General features: G+C 44.1%; 15 protein-coding genes. 4 read left to right on the top strand and 11 right to left on the bottom strand.

What is annotated here, in order from left to right:
* Positions 1 to 14 precede the first annotated feature (14 nt).
* The gene (sprA, locus tag Q0081_RS01040) at positions 15 to 7,403 is read left to right on the top strand and encodes a cell surface protein SprA (RefSeq protein ID WP_298348316.1); all 7,389 of its coding nucleotides are present in this window, start codon (positions 15 to 17) and stop codon (positions 7,401 to 7,403) included.
* A gap of 85 nt (positions 7,404 to 7,488) precedes the next feature.
* On the opposite strand, the gene Q0081_RS01035 is transcribed toward sprA, so the two are convergent.
* Together Q0081_RS01035 and argB are read right to left on the bottom strand one after the other, a co-directional pair.
* Positions 7,489 to 7,950 carry a RidA family protein gene (locus Q0081_RS01035; RefSeq protein ID WP_298348315.1) on the bottom strand — a complete coding sequence of 154 codons (462 nt, stop codon included), beginning with the start codon at positions 7,948 to 7,950 and terminating at the stop codon, positions 7,489 to 7,491.
* A 17-nt stretch (positions 7,951 to 7,967) separates the two neighbouring features.
* Complete coding sequence (gene argB, locus Q0081_RS01030; RefSeq protein WP_298348314.1) at positions 7,968 to 8,762, bottom strand: acetylglutamate kinase; 795 nt, start codon at positions 8,760 to 8,762, stop codon at positions 7,968 to 7,970.
* Positions 8,763 to 8,838: 76 nt separating this feature from the next.
* On the opposite strand from argB, the gene recO reads away from it, so the two are divergent.
* On the top strand, positions 8,839 to 9,534 hold the full coding sequence (gene recO, locus Q0081_RS01025; RefSeq protein WP_298348312.1) for a DNA repair protein RecO: 696 nt from the start codon (positions 8,839 to 8,841) through the stop codon (positions 9,532 to 9,534).
* A 4-nt stretch (positions 9,535 to 9,538) separates the two neighbouring features.
* Here recO and prs read toward each other — a convergent pair whose 3' ends face one another.
* Genes prs through Q0081_RS00995 form a run of 6 tightly spaced genes read right to left on the bottom strand, consistent with a single transcriptional unit; the run spans position 9,539 to position 14,425 of the window.
* On the bottom strand, positions 9,539 to 10,384 hold the full coding sequence (gene prs, locus Q0081_RS01020; protein ID WP_298348310.1) for a ribose-phosphate diphosphokinase: 846 nt from the start codon (positions 10,382 to 10,384) through the stop codon (positions 9,539 to 9,541).
* A 25-nt stretch (positions 10,385 to 10,409) separates the two neighbouring features.
* Positions 10,410 to 11,135 (bottom strand): metallophosphoesterase, encoded by a 726-nt coding sequence (locus Q0081_RS01015; RefSeq protein ID WP_298348308.1) that lies wholly within the window; start codon positions 11,133 to 11,135, stop codon positions 10,410 to 10,412.
* Positions 11,136 to 11,145: 10 nt separating this feature from the next.
* On the bottom strand, positions 11,146 to 11,685 hold the full coding sequence (locus Q0081_RS01010) for an NADAR family protein (RefSeq protein WP_298348306.1): 540 nt from the start codon (positions 11,683 to 11,685) through the stop codon (positions 11,146 to 11,148).
* Positions 11,682 to 12,218, bottom strand: a complete 537-nt coding sequence (locus Q0081_RS01005; RefSeq protein WP_298348304.1) for an O-acetyl-ADP-ribose deacetylase — start codon at positions 12,216 to 12,218, stop codon at positions 11,682 to 11,684. The genes Q0081_RS01010 and Q0081_RS01005 overlap by 4 nt, the downstream gene beginning before the upstream one ends.
* A gap of 22 nt (positions 12,219 to 12,240) precedes the next feature.
* A complete protein-coding gene (locus Q0081_RS01000) occupies positions 12,241 to 13,722 on the bottom strand; it encodes a nicotinate phosphoribosyltransferase (RefSeq protein WP_298348303.1) in 1,482 nt (493 codons plus the stop codon).
* A gap of 10 nt (positions 13,723 to 13,732) precedes the next feature.
* The gene (locus Q0081_RS00995; RefSeq protein WP_298348301.1) at positions 13,733 to 14,425 is read right to left on the bottom strand and encodes an NrtR DNA-binding winged helix domain-containing protein; all 693 of its coding nucleotides are present in this window, start codon (positions 14,423 to 14,425) and stop codon (positions 13,733 to 13,735) included.
* A gap of 269 nt (positions 14,426 to 14,694) precedes the next feature.
* On the opposite strand from Q0081_RS00995, the gene Q0081_RS31770 reads away from it, so the two are divergent.
* Both Q0081_RS31770 and Q0081_RS00990 read left to right on the top strand, forming a co-directional pair.
* On the top strand, positions 14,695 to 15,108 hold the full coding sequence (locus tag Q0081_RS31770; protein ID WP_409034035.1) for a DUF6932 family protein: 414 nt from the start codon (positions 14,695 to 14,697) through the stop codon (positions 15,106 to 15,108).
* A complete protein-coding gene (locus Q0081_RS00990; RefSeq protein ID WP_298348299.1) occupies positions 15,105 to 15,356 on the top strand; it encodes a hypothetical protein in 252 nt (83 codons plus the stop codon). The genes Q0081_RS31770 and Q0081_RS00990 overlap by 4 nt, the downstream gene beginning before the upstream one ends.
* 7 nt (positions 15,357 to 15,363) lie before the next feature.
* On the opposite strand, the gene Q0081_RS00985 is transcribed toward Q0081_RS00990, so the two are convergent.
* The 3 genes from Q0081_RS00985 to Q0081_RS00975 are packed head-to-tail and all read right to left on the bottom strand — an operon-like array spanning position 15,364 to position 17,786.
* Entirely contained in the window at positions 15,364 to 16,182 is an 819-nt protein-coding gene (locus tag Q0081_RS00985) for a M15 family metallopeptidase (RefSeq protein ID WP_298348297.1), read from the bottom strand.
* Positions 16,112 to 16,879: a DUF4846 domain-containing protein gene (locus Q0081_RS00980; protein ID WP_298348295.1), complete on the bottom strand. Its 768-nt coding sequence runs from the start codon at positions 16,877 to 16,879 to the stop codon at positions 16,112 to 16,114. Before Q0081_RS00980 ends, Q0081_RS00985 begins: the two co-directional genes overlap by 71 nt.
* Before the next feature lie 46 nt (positions 16,880 to 16,925).
* Entirely contained in the window at positions 16,926 to 17,786 is an 861-nt protein-coding gene (locus Q0081_RS00975) for a S9 family peptidase (protein ID WP_298348293.1), read from the bottom strand.
* Between the last annotated feature and the right edge of the window lie 222 nt (positions 17,787 to 18,008).

Genomic DNA, 18,008 nt, shown 5'->3' with positions numbered 1-18,008 from the left:
ACCGTTGAAGAATCGTGGGCATTATTAAACACAAACTCTACCTTATTTCTATAAAATCATACGCTATCATCGGGCTTTCGTCGAGCTTGTGGTTGATTTCACAAGTTGCCAAAGCTCAAAATCAGCCCGCCAATCGGCGTCCGATAGCACAGGATACAAGCCGTGACAATCGCCAAAGCAGGAGATTGTTGTATTCCCGTTGGGATGATCGCCCCGGGAATCGATTCAACTATGTACCTCCCCGCTCCTCACTTTTTTTGCGTGACCCCAAGAGTCTATCCAATGAATTTAGATTGGATACCACTCAGCGTATGTCGGTTTATGAGCGCATCGGTGATCCTAAGGCTGTCCCGCTCAACTACCGTAATCCAATGAGTATGACCTATGAAGATTTCCAAAAACTTCAGGACAGACGGGTTTTCAATCATCTGTGGCGCGATTATTCGTCCAAACAGGACGGCAAAGGAGTCCTTGGAGCCAAGGGGTTATTGCCTAAATTAGATTTACCTCCTGGTTTCGACCGAATCTTTGGTAGTAACACTATTGATTTCAAACCGAATGGATTTGTATTACTGGACTTCGGAGTATTACACCAAAACATTGATAATCCGCAAGTCCCCATTCGTCAGAGAAAATCTACCAATTTCATTTTCAACGAACAAATCAACATTAACTTCAATGGGAAGATTGGTGATAAGTTGGGTATGTTAACCAATTTTGACACCAAGTCCAGTTTTAACTTTGAAAACCAACTTAAATTAGACTATCGTCCGGGCAAAACTTCGACTACCCTCCCCAATGCCTCTAACCTTCCCGGTGCCCAAGGATTAGGACAGAACGGACTGGGACAAAATGGCTTAGGCCAAGGCAATTTGGGTCAGACAGGGGTTGGCCCCATGGATTATATCCCTGAAAATGAAAGCATTATCCAGGGAATTCAGGCAGGAAATGTCAATTGGCAGATACCTTCTCAATTGATTCCGGGCGTTCAGAATTTATTCGGGGCCAAAGTGGACTTACGGTTTGGACGCTTAACCGCTACGGTGGTCGCTTCTCAGCAACGTTCACGCCAACAATGCATTACCTTGCGCGGTGGAGTTCAAAATCGTCCCTTTGAGATTCGCGCTGATGCCTACGACGAAAACCGACACTTTTTTCTTTCCCAGTTTTTCCGTGACAACTACGAACGGTGGATGAGCAATCTGCCGATGTTGATGTCGGGGGTGACGATTACGCGTTTGGAAGTTTATACCACCAACCGCACCAACAATACCGAAACCCTCCGCAACATTGTAGGTTTCTCCGACTTGGGTGAATCCAAGCCTTACAACACGGCTAACCCGAATGTTCAGCCTATTCGTGCCAATCAGCCTGTTGACAACAAAAGCAATGGTTTGTTTCAAAAAGTAACGAGTGATGCTGACATCCGCGAAGCTGATAAAACTACGTTTGCTCTTGACAGCCGTTTCAATCTTCGCCGCGGAGATGATTATGACCTGCTTCGCGGAGCACGTAAATTGACGGAACGGGAATATAAATTTCAACCCGAACTCGGTTATATTTCGTTGCTAACACCGTTGAGAAACGACGAAATTTTGGCCGTATCTTACGAATATACCCTCAATGGTCAAAAATATAAAGTAGGGGAACTGACCGAAGATTACCAAGCTCGTCGCGAAGACCAAACGTTGGTATTGAAATTATTGAAATCCTCTACGATTCGGAACAATACGGCTCACCCCATGTGGAATTTGATGATGAAAAACATCTATTCGTTGAATACCACACAATTAGGCAAGCAGAATTTCCAACTTCGAGTTATTTATAAAGATGATTTAACCGGACTTGACAATCCAAATCTTCAGGAAGGGCCGATTGCTAACATTCCATTGCTACGGGTAATGGGATTGGACAAATTGAATCCGTTGAATGATCCTGTCTTAGATAACAATCGCCAACCTATCGGTGACGGCAACTTCGACTTTGTAGAAGGTGCTACGGTTGACAGCCGCTTTGGGCGCATTATCTTCCCGGTTTTGGAGCCTTTTGGTTCGAGTTTAGCTAAAAAATTTCTGGGAGATGAGATATTGGCCAATAAATACGTTTTCAACGAACTGTACCGTACCACTCAAATTGATGCCCAACAGGTAACGGAAAAAAATAAATTCTTTATCAAGGGCTCCTACCAAGGAGCATCAGGCGGAGCAAGTGTTCAATTGCCTTTTGGGGTTTCCGAAAAATCAGTGTTGGTACGGGCGGGAGGAGTTCAACTACAATCAGGTATTGATTACATGGTGGAAGGTCAATCGGCCGTGCGAATTACCAATGAAAGCGTGGTTAATTCCGGTCGTGACATTGAAGTTTGCTACGAACAACCTGATTTGTTTCAAAATCAAATCCGCACTTTGCTCGGTACGCGTCTCAATTATACCATTAATCGGGACATGCAGATTGGGATGACGGCCATGCGTTTGCGCGAAACTCCCGCGGGTTATCTTACCCGCGCTGCTTTGGGCAACGACCCCGTCAGTAACAGCATTATTGGAGCCGATTTTACGTATCGAAAAGAAGCGCCGTTTTTGACTAAATTTTTGGACAAACTGCCTTTGTTGCAAACCAAAGAAATGTCCAGTATTCAGTTTCAGGGAGAAGTAGCCCAGTCCTTTGCCGGACTGCACCCACAGGTCAGAAACCGAATCATTGTGGACGACTTTGAATCGGCCCGAACGCAATTTGACCTAACCCGCCAACCTACCCGTTGGCGTATGGGCGGCACACCGCTTCAATTTCCGCAGGGAACACCGGTCAATCCGCTCGAATACGCGTATAATCGCGCCAAAATCTCGGCTTATTCGATTGACATTTCTTTCTCTCCGAGCGCACAAGTGGGCTTGCGTGACCGACCGCAGAATATCTTACCGGAAGATTTCAACAATTTCTACGAACGATTGTTTACTCCGCAGGAGATTTTTACGGGTCGCGGACAATACTTAGTTAACCTACCGGAAAACATTCTGGACATTGCCTATTTTCCTCATGAACGGGGGATGTATAATTACAATCCGGCCTTAGATCCCGACGGACGACTTCTGAATCCTCGCAAAAACTTTGGTGCCGTTACCCGGGCCATTGGTTCTGATGTGGATTTTGACAATGCCAACGTCGAAATTCTGGAGTTCTGGATGATGGATCCTTTTAAAGAAGGCCCCAACGGGGTGGTGAAAGACGGGTATTTCAACCGTAACAACACCACAGGTGGAAAGTTGTATTTCAACTTAGGGGAAATTTCGGAAGATGTGGTAAAAAACGGTCGGTATGATTTTGAGAATGGATTGCCTTTGGGAGTTAAAACTTCTACTGCAACCCCCGACCAACCTGCTACCGTAGCTCAAACGCCTTGGGGATACAGTACGCGTCAGCAGTACATCATCAACGCTTTTACAAATGAACCCGGCGCACGTCCCAAGCAGGATATAGGCTTGGATGGCCTTAGCAATACGGAAGAAAAGGTATTTTTCAAAGATTATCTTCAAAAACTTCCCCCCAATTTAAAAACCGAAGCTCGCAATCGAATTTTGGCCGACCCTGCGGGTGATGATTTTGAATTCTACTTCAGTGCAAAAGCCGACAGCGCCAACAAGAAAATCGTTGAGCGTTACAAGAGCTACATGGGGACAGAAAACAACACCCCGGAGTTTGAACGCAGCAATGACATTACCGCCGCCGCCACCAATTTGCCCGATGCGGAAGATTTGAATACCGATAATACAATCAATGACCAGGAAGCTTACTACGAATACGAAGTAGATCTCAAACCGGGCCAATTGGACGTAGGTAAACCTTACATTGCGGATAAAGTAACGGCTTCCAACAGTGCCGGTGAAGCGGTAAACTGGTATTTATTCCGTATTCCTGTAAGGGAATTTACGCGCAAAGTAGGTAATATCAACGGCTTTAAATCCATCCGTTTTATCCGAATGTACATGACCGACTGGGAACAGCCGGTAGTGTTACGTTTCGCACAATTGCAGATGGTAGCTACCCAATATCGTAAATATACGGGTGACCTTAACGCGCGCGGTTTGCAAGAAGTACCCGAGCCTTACGACGCCCAATTTAAGATTGCGACCGTAAGTGTGGAAGAAAACAGTTCAAAGACAGTGAGTGGCGGCCGTAGAAATATCTACGCTGTGCCACCAGGCTGGCAACGGGATGTAGATTTCACAACCCCCAACCAACGCCCTTTGAATGAGCAATCAATGAGCCTTTGCGTGACCAACCTGCGCGATGGTGACTCACGGGCCGCCTTCAAAAATGTAACGAGCCAAAACCTGCTTTTCCGTGAGCGTTTGAAGATGTTTGTCCACATGCAAAACGATCAGGACGAAGACGGGCAGGTATCGGCATTCATGCGTTTGGGTACTGACGTATCAGAGCATTATTACGAAGTGGAAGTAACTCAATTACGTGCCACACGTCCCAACATTGATACGCCAGAGGAAGTTTGGCCGCAACAAAACGAGATTGACATTGAAATGAAGTGGCTGATAGATGCCAAGCAGGAACGCGATACTCAGCCCAACGTCTCATTAAGTACTCCATATACCGTTACCAAAACGGATGCTCTGGGGCGTGTTTATCGCATTACCGTCGTGGGAAAACCGGACTTGAGCAACGTTATGATTATCATGATCGGGATGCGAAACCCTCGCTCTGCGGATCAGCAGGCAAAGAGTTTCTGTATTTGGGTAAATGAATTTCACGTTCAGGGATTTGATAACCAATCGGGAACAGCGGCAGTGGCTCGTCTTGACCTTAAATTAGCCGATTTTGCTACGGTCCAATTGGCGGGCAAATTGACCACCTTTGGTTTTGGAGGGGTACAGCAAAAACTCGCCGACCGCTCACGAGACAATACAACGGAGTTCAGTCTTTCGTCAGCCATTGCTCTTGATAAATTATTCAAAGAAAAATGGGGTCTTCGTATTCCTCTGTATATCAACTACGATTTGCGAAAGGTCAGCCCCCATTTCAACCCTTACGACCTGGATACCCCTTTGGCAACGTCGTTGTCAAATTATGCCGAGAATGACCCTCGGCGAACGCAGCTTGAAAATTCAGCTACGGAAAGGGCCGAACGAAAAGGGTTCAATTTCTCGAATGTCCGAAAGACGAAAACCAATCCAAGTGCCCGCAGGAATTTTTGGGACATTGAAAACTTCTCCTTTACCTACGCGTTCAACGAGCAAACGCGTCGAAACAGCATGATTGCCGATTATACCCAAAAGCAATATAAAGGCGGTATCGTGTATCAATATGGATTTCCCCAACGCTCTTGGGCGCCGTTTGCAACGGTGAAGAGCCTGGAACGGCCCTATTTGGAGTTACTCAAAGATTTCAATCTGTCTTTGTTGCCTACTCAAATAGCCGTCCGATTTGATGCCGACCGAAATTTTGTTCGAACCCAATACCGCAGTGCTGATTTGACCGCCGAAGGTCAGGCACCTTTGTTTGAAAAATATTTTCTGTTCAATCGTGCCTACGACCTTTCGTGGAATTTGACCAAAAGTGTGGTGTTGACCTACAGTGCATTTGCTAATGCAGTAGTTGATGAACCCAACGGAGATATCAATACCCGCTCCAAGCAGGATTCGATTTGGCGGCACCTCCGCAGTTTTGGGCGGACCAAAAACTTTGACCAAAAAGTACGACTTACCTATCGTGTTCCATTGGACAAAATTCCTTTGTTGGACTGGATGACGGCCGATTATAGCCACAGCATTGCTTACCAATACCAAGCCAGTTCATTGGGAATCAGTGATACGTTGGGAATTGCGTACGGAAACGTAATTCGAAACAGTTTGGATCGGAGTATTCGCGGAAAGGTAGATTTGGTGAAATTGTATAATAAAGTGCGCTATCTGCGCTTTGCCAATAACCCCTCTCCACCGCGTAAAAACTTTGCACGAAGCCCTGGGGATGACGAAAAAATCATGCGCGAATCAAGCCGACTGCTCAAAAACCTAACTCGTCTGGTCATGACGGTTCGGGGGATTGACGTAGACTATTCGCGTCTGGAAACAACGACCTTACCTGGCTTTTTACCTGCCAATCCCAAGGCATTGGGCTTGGATGCCATCAATGCACCGGGATTGCCCTTTATCTTCGGAAGCCAGGACCCTACGGTTCACATTCGTGCGGCGGAGAATGGCTGGATAACCAAAAGTACGATGCTCAATTTGCCCTTTATGCAAACTCTCAATCGGACATTCCGGATGAATACCCGCCTGGAGCCTTTCAAAGATTTCAGAATTCAAATAGAAGCCCGCCTTACCCGCGGTGATGAGTATCGTGAGTTTTATCGTCCTTCTACACCGGGCGGGCCGTATGAAGTCCAAAGCCCGATTCGGAACGGTAATTTCCAAATGTCATTTATGTCTTTCCGAACGGCATTTGCAAAACTCAACAGCGATAATACCTCTCCTATTTTTGATAAATTCAAATCGTATCGGGAAGATTTTGTCAGAATTTTGACTGAAAAACGAAGATTAGATCCTAATTTTAAAGGAGGAGAGTACAATCTTAACTCACAGGATGTATTAATTGGTGCCTTTTTTGCCGCCTACAACGGCAAAGACCCCAAGAAAGACCCTTCCAAAGTACGGGTGAATCCGTTCTTAGGCTTCCCGCTTCCCAACTGGCGAGTGGACTATAACGGCCTTGCCCAACTGCCTGCCTTCAAGAAAATTTTCAGCACATTTACGCTCGAACACAGTTACCAATCCACTTACAGTGTCGGAAACTTCACCTCTTCATTGGATTATGGAGCTATGTTTGTCAACCTTGCGGTCATGAATTATCCTTTGGCGATGCTCCCTGGTGAAAATGGTCAGGCAATTCCCGTGTTTGTCATGAGTACGATTTCATTGTCTGAGAAATTTGCGCCGTTGATTGGGATTCGTACCCGCACCCAAAACAAAATGGATCTGCGTTTGACTTATAATCAGAGCCGTGATATTTCGCTCAATTTGTCAAACTCACAAATGGCCGAACTCTTTAATCGAGACATTACGGCCACGATTGGTTTTACGCGCAACAACGTCCGAATCCCATTCCGTATCAATGGAGAATTTAAGAAGCTGAAAAATGATTTGGTGTTTTCGTGTAATTTTACCGTAAGAGATACTCGAGCGATTCAACGACGTTTTGATGAGCCGCCTACGGCAATTGCGGGAAATTATAACTTCCAGTTGCGCCCACAAGTCAACTATACGGTGAGCAAGTTATGGAGCATTCAATTCTATTTTGACCGTACTTTCAATAATCCTTACGTTCTCAATTCCTTCCGCCGTTCCACTACGGCAGGTGGTATTCAGGTGAGATTTAACGTAGCGGAATTGTAATTTGTAACCTCACCCCCTACCCCCTCTCCTTGCAGGAGAAGGGGAAAAAAGCTCCCTCTCAGGAAAGGAGAGGGTTGGGGTGAGGTTAAACCAATTCAAAAATCACTTCTACTTCAATGGCACACATGCGGGGAAGTGAGCCCATGCCTACGGCGCTGCGAGCACCCACTCCTTTTTCGTCGCCCCAGATTTCGGCAAACAATTCGCTGCACCCGTTCATGACATAAGCGTGTTGTTCAAACTCGGGAACGGCGTTTATCATTCCCAAAATCTTTACCACTTTGTTGATTTTGTCGAGACTGCCAAATTGCGAACGCAAGGTAGAAAGGATTAAATAACCCGTTTTGCGAGCGGCTTCTTTGGCCTCATCGGCGGTGAGGTCTCTCCCCACTTTTCCCGCAATTACACTGCCGTCAAGCTCAAGAGAGATGTGTCCGGAAACGTAAGCTAAATTGCCCGTTACTACAACGGGAGTATAAACGCCGCCTTTAGCGGGAGGGGGAGGTAAAATAATGCCGAGGTTGGCGAGGTTTTGTTCTGCTGACATTTTTAGTAGATGTACTGTTAGTTATTAATCGTTAATTGAGTTCCTGCGGCACCTTCCTGCACGGCATTCCGTAATTCGTCAGCATGACAAATTGTGACCTGCGCTACTCCGTTTTGAAGAGCATTGAAGGCATTGTCTAACTTAGGAATCATCCCTTTATTGATACTACCCGATGCTTTATGGTCGGCATAAGAAATCGGGTTGAGTCGAGGAATAACGGCGTCGTCATCCTCAGGATCAGACAAAACGCCTTTCTTTTCAAAGCAATACACTAAATTTACCTCAAAATTGGCGGCCAAAGCAACCGCGATTGTTGAGGCCATGGTATCGGCGTTGGTATTGAGCATACTGCCCGATACAGGCTCAAAAGTCAGCGGTGCAATGATGGGAACCAGTCCATTTTCTAAAAATAAGATAAATTGTGACGTATTTACTGATTCCACATCACCTACAAACCCATAATCAATTTCTTTCACGGGGCGTTTTTTGGCACGAATCACGCCAGCATCGGCTCCTGTAAGTCCAATAGCATTGCTGCTTAGACTTTGTAATTGGGCTACAATATTTTTATTAACCAACCCACCATACACCATGATAACCACATCAAGCATGGTTTGGTCTGTAATTCGACGACCTTCCACCATAAGGGTTTCAATACCCAGTTTATCAGCTACTTGGGTCGCAATTTTTCCACCTCCGTGAATCAATATTTTGCGTTGGGGGAGTTCGGCAAAAGTCTGTAAAAATCGTTGAAGGGCTTCGGGCTTATCAATGACATTGCCACCAATTTTAATTACCAGTAATTTTTCCATAAACTTGAAACGTATTTTCGTTGGCAAATTACTCAAAATCTTACGACACACTACTGATTTTTAGCTTTTGATTATTATGCTTCACAAAACCCGTGGAATCGCACTTAACTACATTCGTTTTCGCGAAACTTCCATTATTGTTAAGATTTATACTGAAGAATTCGGCATTCAGAGCTATATCGTCAATGGCGTCCGTTCGGCCAAATCAAAAACAAACCGCATTGCGTTGTTCCAACCGCTGACCTTACTGGATTTGGTAGTGTATCACAAAAGCAAAGAGCAAACTATTCACCGGCTTTCGGAAGTTCGGTGCAGTTTGCCCTTTCGAAGCTTACCTTTTGACTTTGTCAAGTCGAGCATTGCTTTGTTTATGACCGAGCTGCTGGTCAAGACCTTACGCGAAGAAGAAACCAACCTGCCTCTGTTCCAATTTTTAGTCGAATCGATTGTTTATTTGGAAGAAACGGAAGAACATTACGAAAATTTTCACTTGCAGTTTCTGGCCAAATTAGCTTCTTATCTGGGTTTTGGCGCCGAGACCGTCCGTGAAATGGAGCAGGAACTCAATGAAAATCTTTACCCTTATAAACTGGAACCGGTCATGCGAGACTCCCTTCAAGCCTTTATCCATTTACCGTTCGACTATCCCGCCCACTTAACACGTTTGCAACGCAGTAAACTCCTGGACACGTTGGTTTTTTACTATAAAATCCACCTCGAAGGCTTAGGAGAAATCAGATCATTGGAAGTATTACGAGAGTTGATGAAGTAAGATTCTATAGATACTCGGTGACTTTTTTCACTGAAACGTGCGTCGGAGTTTCCTCCAACCCCTTAAAGGAATCTGTCGTATAGATAAAATCAATGTTGGAAATATCAAAACCCTTGCTGAAAATTCCGTGACTTACTACCAAAACCACTTTGCCTGCATTGTGCTCTTTGAGTAATCCTCCAAGCCCGGCGAACGTCCCTCCACCGTCGCAAATGTCATCCACAATCACGCAAACTTTTTCTTCAAAATCAGCTTCCAGTGTTTTGAATCCTGATAAATGTCCCGTTTTTACGTCCCTTACTTTCATGCACTCCGCTACGTGCTCTGCCCCTACGTAGTGAGCTACACCGTGAATTTTCTTTAAGGCTCCCGCGTCCGGAGAAATGAGCCAATAATCCGTTTGTTGATTTCTCTCCAAAAAATCATCTAAACAATCTTGGACAAAACGATAGTTAGGAATGGCCGTTGAGCGGCGCAAAAGTGCCGTAGTCACTTCCGAATGTGGGTCAAAAACAGAGATTTTGCTAAAACCTGCACTATTTAAAATGTCAGTCACTACCCGCAAAGAGAACGGTTCGCCTATGGTCATTACGCGGTCCATGCGAGCCGCCATCAGGTAACTTACGACCAATTCAATGCGCTCAAAACCCGCATCTTCCAAGACACTTTTGGCCAATACTACTTTTAGTAAATCATCGGGATTAGCAATTCGGGCCAAAATTCGGCAACGAACCTCTTCATCGGTTAAATGAGCGGTTTCAATTTTCAGGTGGGGCTGACCGTCGGGAAAAGTGAATGATTTGAAAGAGATATCTGAATTTTCGGGAGTAATGAGATCAAGCGTTTTCATACGTGGCTGTTTTTCTTTTTTGTGTTTAACGATTACGACCTTTTTCGTCGGGATATAAATTTTGTAAAATGTCACTCTGCCAAAACTCTTTAGTATCAACGTCCATGAGCGTGAGCCGACCGTGAAAAGCCGCACCCGTATCCAGATTCCAGACATTCCATTGGTTCATCGGAATATACTCATTGTAATTCAGCGTGGGCGTATGACCGATAAAAATTTCTCGAAATAACTTCAAGCGGCGCGGAAATAAACTCGGGTCAAGGTTTTTATCAATCGAAAGGGCTGTTTCCCACAGTGTTCGGTCCCACGAAAAATTACTCTCATCGTGTTCATGTTCAGGCCCATAAATCGAAGTAAAGCCGGCATGAACAAACAGACGATTTTTAGCATCAATGTGGTAAGGCTTCATTCGATTGAAAAATTTCAAATGTTCCAAACGCGTTTGAGCATCTATAGTTTGGTAACTTCTTGCCGTGCTGCTCCCACCGTGATTGAGCCACTGATGCGAAACTAAGCCGCCTTCAAGCCATCCTTCACACCACAAATCGTGATTTCCTTTCATGAAAAGACACGGCTGACGCGTTTCCAACTCCATTAAAAAATCAATTACCTGCGCCGATTGGCTCCAGCCATCTACGTAGTCACCCAGAAAAATAAGCGTGTCTTCAGCAGTCACCTCGGCTCGTTCCAGCACTTGCCGAAGCGCCCGCAAGCCTCCGTGTATGTCGCCTATGGCCAGTATTCTTTTCATGCAACCGGTGTTACGTTCGTAATTTGTCCCGCACTTCCATCAAAGCAAACCCCAACAAATTTAGTCCCTGCCATTTTTCAGGATGCAAAATAGCAGGATTGTCAGCGGCAAGCCCAACTCCCCAAATCACATCCACGGGACTTGCTTCCACTAAGATACGCCTGTCGGTTTGGAGTAAAAACTTCTTGAGCTCTTTGTTTTGACTGAATTTATGAAAATTACCTTCCACTACAATTTTTTCTCTTTCTGAAAGCCAAGCAGCTTCGTCGAAATTACGAATCAAGCGTCCTAATTTCTTTGCTTCGGCGGGCGATTTTACTTTCAGAATTTTTTCAAAAACTTCGTCATCGCCAAATAGTTCTGCCTTTTGCGCCATCATCCAATGTCCCGCTGTGGGATAAACCGTTCCTTCCACCTCAAAAGCGCTCTCCCACCACTGACTAAAACACGTCTTGGTAATAGTGCCGTCTTTGCTCGGCTGATGTCCCCAAAAGAATAGGTATTTTAAGGGTTTTTGCTGCGCTAAGAGCCAGTTGAGGTTGTAATTCATGGCTGCAACTTTTGTAAATAAGCTCTATAAAGTTGTTCATTTTCAGAATCAAAGCAAACAAATAGAACTTCTTGAATAGAGTCATTTTGCAGTAAAAAATCATTTACTGTTTGGAGAGCGATGGGTGCTGCTTTTTCTTTAGGAAAACCATAAATGCCCGTACTGATGTTAGGAAAAGCTATTGTTTTTACCTCATTCTTAACAGCCAGTTTCATCGAATTCAGATAACATTTTGCCAATAATTCAATCTCATTCTTCTTTCCCCCATTCCAAACAGGGCCAACGGTATGAATGACAAATTTTGCAGGCAAATTTCCTGCTGTCGTAATAACTGCTTCCCCTGTTTTGCAGCCTCCCTGTTTATTTCTAATTTCATAGCACTCCTCTAAGATTTTTGGACCACCAGCTCGATGAATAGCCCCATCCACACCACCTCCACCCAGTAATGAGCTATTTGCTGCATTGACGATTGCATCTACTTTGATTTGAGTGATGTCGCCTCTCAGTATGGTTATTTTGGATTTTGTATTCATAACAATTTTTTGTCGAACACTTTTATGCTGTCAGCCCCTTTCTAACTCTCTCCCTCACTTCTCCCAACGTCCAATCAATCAACAATTTACCATCTCTAAAAACGGTTTTAAGTTCACCTTTAGCTTCTTCTTCCCACGTACATTGGTCTTGTAAAGTGTATTTGTTTGTAACAGGGTCAGTGTGAATCGCCATCAAACCTTTGGCTGATTTTTTAGTGCCGTCGTCGGTTTTGGGGTCTTTGAAAATATCCCGTCCTTCGTGGTTCACCTCTCCGTAGGTCGCTTTCATGGCAAAACCAAACGTATCACGGGTGACGTACTCATAGGTGTACGAGCCAATGCCCAATACCACATTATAACTCGCAAATCCTTTTTGTTTCAGTCCTTCCAAAATAGAAATTTGACGGGCGGGAGTAATGCTGTCGCCGTAAATCAGGCCGATGTGCCCATCTAACAATTTGAAACCTTGTGGTGTAATCGTTCCTCTGAAAGTTTCCCACATACATTCAATCGCTCCCTTATATGCCGGACTTCCTTCGGGTGCATCAGGGTCACCTACAATGATTTTGACGGGATCACCGCTGTCCGGGCGAATGACTACTTTTCCGTCACGGGCTAAGATTTGTGATTTTAATTGGGGTAAAAACTCCGTAATCACCTGCCAGAAGTCCCACGTATCAGCCACAATGGAGACGACCCCTGCGGGATAAACCTCAGAAATAAGTCGTTCAAACGTAGCAATCTCGGCATCTTGCATTCCCATACACATTACACTGTGTTCTGTCGCCGGAACTGAGCCGCCAATCAACTCTTTTTCGCAATCAGCATTGTAGTATTGTTCTAAAAAATCGACCGCAGGAATGGTATCCGTACCGGTAAAAGATAACAAGTGTCCTGCTCCGCTCATAGTCGCATCTTCAATGCCCGACATGCCACGAAACGAGAAATCATGGCCTTGCCACAGCACAAAACTTAGGTCTTCGCCTACTGTTTCCTGCGCATAACGGGTGAATGTTTGTAAGTATTCAAAGGCCGTGGTTGCTGATGTAGCAGGTTTCCATAAAATAGCACTCATGAGCGTTTCGAGCATATTCGTCACCCAAAAAAACTCGGGTTTTGTATTCCAAATGGTCAGCACCGGTACGCGCATCGGGACACGGCTCCCTTCGGGTAATGCCTTGATTTCGAGCGGCAAATAGCCCAAATCATGCAACGCTTCGATATGGTCGTAGGTAATGCTGTCTTTACCTAAATAGTCATCAATCCGACGTTTATACAAACGCATGACTTCGTCTTTGGGCAATTGAAAAAAGTTTTCGTTAAACTGCCGAATGAGGTATTCTTTGATAAAATACTGTAACCCAAAAAACACAATCTCGTTCAGTTCGGCATTGCGAGATTTGCGCGGCGTGAAGTTGGAATAGACCAACGTTGTACCTTCAGGATATTGAAATTTGTGGCCTACTTTGTAGCCATCTTTTAAGAGAACGGGGAGAGTTTTCATAACTGTTGTATTAAATTTTAAATTGAAATCCTTCTTGCATTAATTGTTCATAACGTGTTTTGTCAAAGGCAAAAAGCTCGGCCGGGCGGCTTTTGAGGCCCGTACGGCGTTCACCGGTGCTTTTCAGAATACCGGAAGCCGTGATTTTTTTATAAAAATTGCGGCGGTCAAGTGACTCTCCCAAAATGCTTTCGTAGAGGTCTTGCAGTTCGGTCATCGTGAATTGTTCATTCAACAGCTCAAATCCTACAGGTTGATAGGTCACCTTAGCCGCCAATCGACGGCGGGCCATTTCGATGATACGATTGTGGTCAAAACCCAGCACCGGCAAATCCTGAATAGAACACCAACGCAGGTCATTGGCCATTTTGCCTACTACCAATTCGAACTGACGTGGATTAACCAATGCATAATATGACACCGAAAGCACCCGCCCACGCGGGTCACGGTCGAGTCCGCCAAAAGTGTAAAGTTGCTCTAAGTACAAGCCTGCCAATCCTGCTTTATGGGATAGAATGCGTTCGACAGCCACCTCAAAGGTTTCGTCCAAATTCAAAAAGCCACCCAGCAAGGTCCACTGATTGACAAAAGGTTCCTCTTTGCGATTGAGAAGCAATACCGACAACTGCTCGCCGTCGTAACCAAACACGACGCAGTCAATCGTAACTGACGGACGAGGGTAGTGGGAAAGGTCATTGTTCATTTACTTTGCGTTTTGTTGACACAAAGAAAATGGATTAAAATTCAAGTAGCAACTATTTTGCGTAATTTTTACACAATGGTTATTTTACGGTCATTTCAGCAGTAATTCAGAGTATATTTTTAAGTTTAGATTGAAGCAACCTTCTTTACTCCTATCAAAATTTCAACTATTTTTGAAATATAAATTTTAACCTACCTTATGCATTTTGATTTACAAGGAAACTTATATCCCTATGAAATTACAAAAATTGACTTTAAACTTTTGAAGATATTTTTATCAACGACTTCCCAAATTCTTTAACCCGAAAGAAAATATTCAATAACTATCTAAATTATTTAAGTGCTTTTAGAGCAGAAGTCAGCGAGTCTTTTACTCAATTCATTGACGGAAGTTTTATTACAAAAGAAGAAAATCCAAGAGATTTGGATTTTGTTACATTACTGAGCTCAACTATCTATGATGAAAAATACAATGTCTTGGAAAAGTATAAGGGTCTTCAGTTACATAAAGAAAAGAAGTTGGATTGCTATTTTATCAAAGAATATCCCATTGAGCACCCTTATTATGAAATAGTTACACTTTCAGATAAGCTTTACTGGTTAGATCTTTTTTCAAAAACACGAGTCCAACGTAACGGAAAGAAATATCCTAAAGGTATTATTCCAATTTACTTTCACCCATGAAAAATGAACCGCAAATATCGAAATCTGCTTTTTTGAAAGAAGCCATTAACGATGTGTTAGAGCATATTGAACGAGCTAATTTGGCTATTGAAAGACACAAAAGTCTTAACAAGCCGGACGTATTAGCCATTCAGGGATTTGAAAGACTAAGGGAACAGCATACCAAGCACTTGGATGAACTTATGGCTGAGTTCGGACTACACTTGGCTAAAGAAGCAGGTGAATACTATTATCCAATGAGTGCATAACTACATTTTACTTCAGCAGTAATTCAGGCCGGTATTCGAAGTGCATGGTGTCATAGTGATACCATTTACCGCCCCAGATAAAACCGTGTTTTTCAAACAATTCGACAACTTTGGCCGAAATTAGATTTTTGTAAGTAAGTGGGACATTTTCATCTTTACACTTACAATCCCACTGCCAATAGTGCGAAAGATTAAGATTGATGTCAATGGCTACGCCGTAGCTGTGCATACTGAGTCGGTCGGTGCCGCTGATAACGCGATAAGAAAAAGTACCGGCAGGATTATCAACGTATTTCATTAATTCCGGGTGCGACTCCAACTCGTCTGACAAAGCCTGAAAATGCTTATCCACCTGATTGATTTTTGTCACTAACAGTTTCTTTTTCAACGTTTTGGGCAGCCAAATAATCTCCGTCAGATTTTTGCGCACTTCTTCCTGCGTGTTTCCGTACATCTTCCGAAAAAAGGGTTCATAACGAAAACGTCCAGGGTCTTGATTGGTGACCGGCGGCTTATGAATGGTGATTAGAGGATATTTTTGGATTAATTGATCTTCTAAATCAGCGTTTTGGAGAAGATCGGCAAAGGGCTTTTTCTTGCCGTCATCAAACGTCATGACCGTCGAATCTTTCCAAATGATTTGATTTTTAGTTACCCGAGCAATGTGGTCAGGATAAGCTTTCAGGTATTGGGATTGGGCAGAGGCCGTCGAATAAAAACAGAACGCGGATAAAACAGCTGCTATGCACCGCAAATCATTCTTTTTCAGAAAACCGCCGCAAATCCACTGGTTCAAATGTCCATTCGGGAGTTTCAATCGTTTCATTTTTAAGTTCATACCAAGGACTGATTGATGCATTGTTAGGATTAATTAAGAGCTGAATTTCCTGCGCAGGCATGTAGCTTTGAGCGAGCAGATACACCTGTTGGCCCGTTGCAGGATTCTGAGCCATATCAACGACAAGTACCGCGTGACCAAAAGGTACGCCTTTCTGAATAAAAACGTCCCCAATCTGCATTTTTGACATCGGCACGGGTTTCAATTCAGCGTGTAAAGAGCGGGTGTTGGCCGAGGCAAAAATAGACTCCATGTATTTCCAAAATTTCGGATACGAATAGTCACCTTGAGCGTACTTCTTAAAATAACGTGGCTTGCCATCGGCCAAAAAATTGAAATAAATGTCCTCAAAACGACGATTTGCGTACAAATATTCTGCCCATAAACGCATCACGGCATCGGCGCATTGATGTAAATCTTTTCTACCAATGCCTAAATTTACCACTGAAACGTACACGTCAGGGGTATTTTTAGAACGCCCGTCAAAATACAACACGTTGCTGTTCCAAGTTTTGAGCGGTAATTGCCGCAGATAGGCCCCAAAAGAGGTCGGCTCGGCAATACTGCGTTCAAAACCCGCAGGCGGCGAAAAACGAGCAGCTATTGTCACCGCCGATTTGTCAATCCTAACTTGCGCTATAATATTCAGTGAAGTCAGGAAAATTACTGAGAATGCTTTTATCATTCGTAATTTAGTGAATTAGGTCTTTTCAGGACAATAAATTATTGGGCTATTTTTCGTAGCCGGTTGCTTCCAAAATAAAGGAAACTATGGGCGTTGGATTTTTCAAACTGTGCGGATGATGTCCGATGCCTGGTTTGTGAATCACGGTAATTTTACCGCCCAATTCTTTCACCCGTTGTTCAAACAAATCAGTATTTTCCTCCATGGGAACCACCTCATCCGCATCGCCGCAAACGTGCAGCATGGGGTAACCGCCTTTTACAATTTTTTCTACGTTGTCGAGCGGACTTCCTTTGAAAAGCATCGCTTCTTCTTCGGTTTTGAGGTTGTAATCCTGCTTAAAAACCTCCCAATCTTTTTTGCTTCCGGGCCCCCGTCCTTTGCCGCCTGGCCAACTTTTCAAATCAAGCACGGGAGCATCGGCATACACACAGGCCACTTTTTCGGGATTGGCAATGGCCCAATTGTAGGCGTATACGCCGCCTCGGCTGAATCCTTCGAGAGCTACTTTGGGAGACAAGCCTGCGCTGCGTAAAAAATCATAGTACTGATTCCAAATGTCAACAGCTTGAGCATTACCGTAGAGCTCGGCTACGTCGCAATAGACTACGTGAAACCCTCTCGCCAATAAGGCACTATCCGCTTGCGGCTCATGTCCCCAAAAACGGGCCCGCCAAATCCACGGGAAATTTTTGGCCGGTTTTACCGGCTTCACTACTTTGGCTTGGCGTCCGGTGAAGGTAAACGTAGCACAGGGAAAACCACTAAACGAACTAATTACGTGGTCTTTGGGAAGGATTTGAAAAATATCAAAGTTGGGCTTAGTTTGAGCTCGCACTACTTGCGAACACCAAAACAAAAGGAAAAAGAAACGAAAAGGCAGTTTAGTAAAGGGGATGGGGCGCATCTTGGTTGTATTTTCTACAAAAGCTAAAACGCCGTAAATTCTATTTCATTTTGACAGAAGGCTTACTTTACTTTTCATAGATTCATTTTTCCAGAGCCAAGCCAATAGTGAATATTGACAAAATTATTTTATAATAACTCGCGAAACATTATCCTCCTTATGGATTACGATAAAATACGACTCAAACCAGCCAAATTTGTGGCCTTGACCTCTTTACATGAG

Origin of the sequence: Runella sp. (genome assembly GCF_027484545.1) — a bacterium.
Taxonomy (GTDB): domain Bacteria; phylum Bacteroidota; class Bacteroidia; order Cytophagales; family Spirosomataceae; genus Runella.
This window is presented reverse-complemented; position numbering and strand designations above follow the sequence as displayed.